Source organism: Bradyrhizobium sp. Crot121, assembly GCF_059512385.1.
On sequence record NZ_JCAMOR010000531.1, the window covers coordinates 1 to 316 of the forward strand.

Sequence of the window (316 nt, forward strand, 5' to 3'; positions counted from 1 at the left end):
CTTCGTATAGATTGGCTGCTTGCCCGGTCGCGCCTTGTCTTGCAGCCCTTCAAGGCCTTGGTCGGCATAACGATGCCGCCAAAGGCTGACAATCCGCGGCTGGACCCCAACTTCCTTGGCGATCGATCGGGTGCTGCGCCCATCCGCCGCCAACAGAACGATCCGCGCCCGCTTCAAATCGCGCTGCAATGTCGTCGGCGAGCGACAACACGCCTCAAGCACCTTGCGATCTTTCCGCGAAAGGTGGACTTCTCTTGCTTCGGGTATCATCCATATCTTGAAGCACGACTCACGATCCAAGAAAAGTGGGTACTAG

Annotated in this window: 1 protein-coding gene; it reads right to left on the minus strand. The window is 57.9% G+C overall.

The features are described from left to right. A partial coding sequence (locus AC5ZGW_RS47805) for a helix-turn-helix domain-containing protein (RefSeq protein ID WP_496114360.1) occupies nucleotides 1-270 on the minus strand: 270 nt, incomplete at its 3' end. Nucleotides 271-316: the final 46 nt, after the last annotated feature.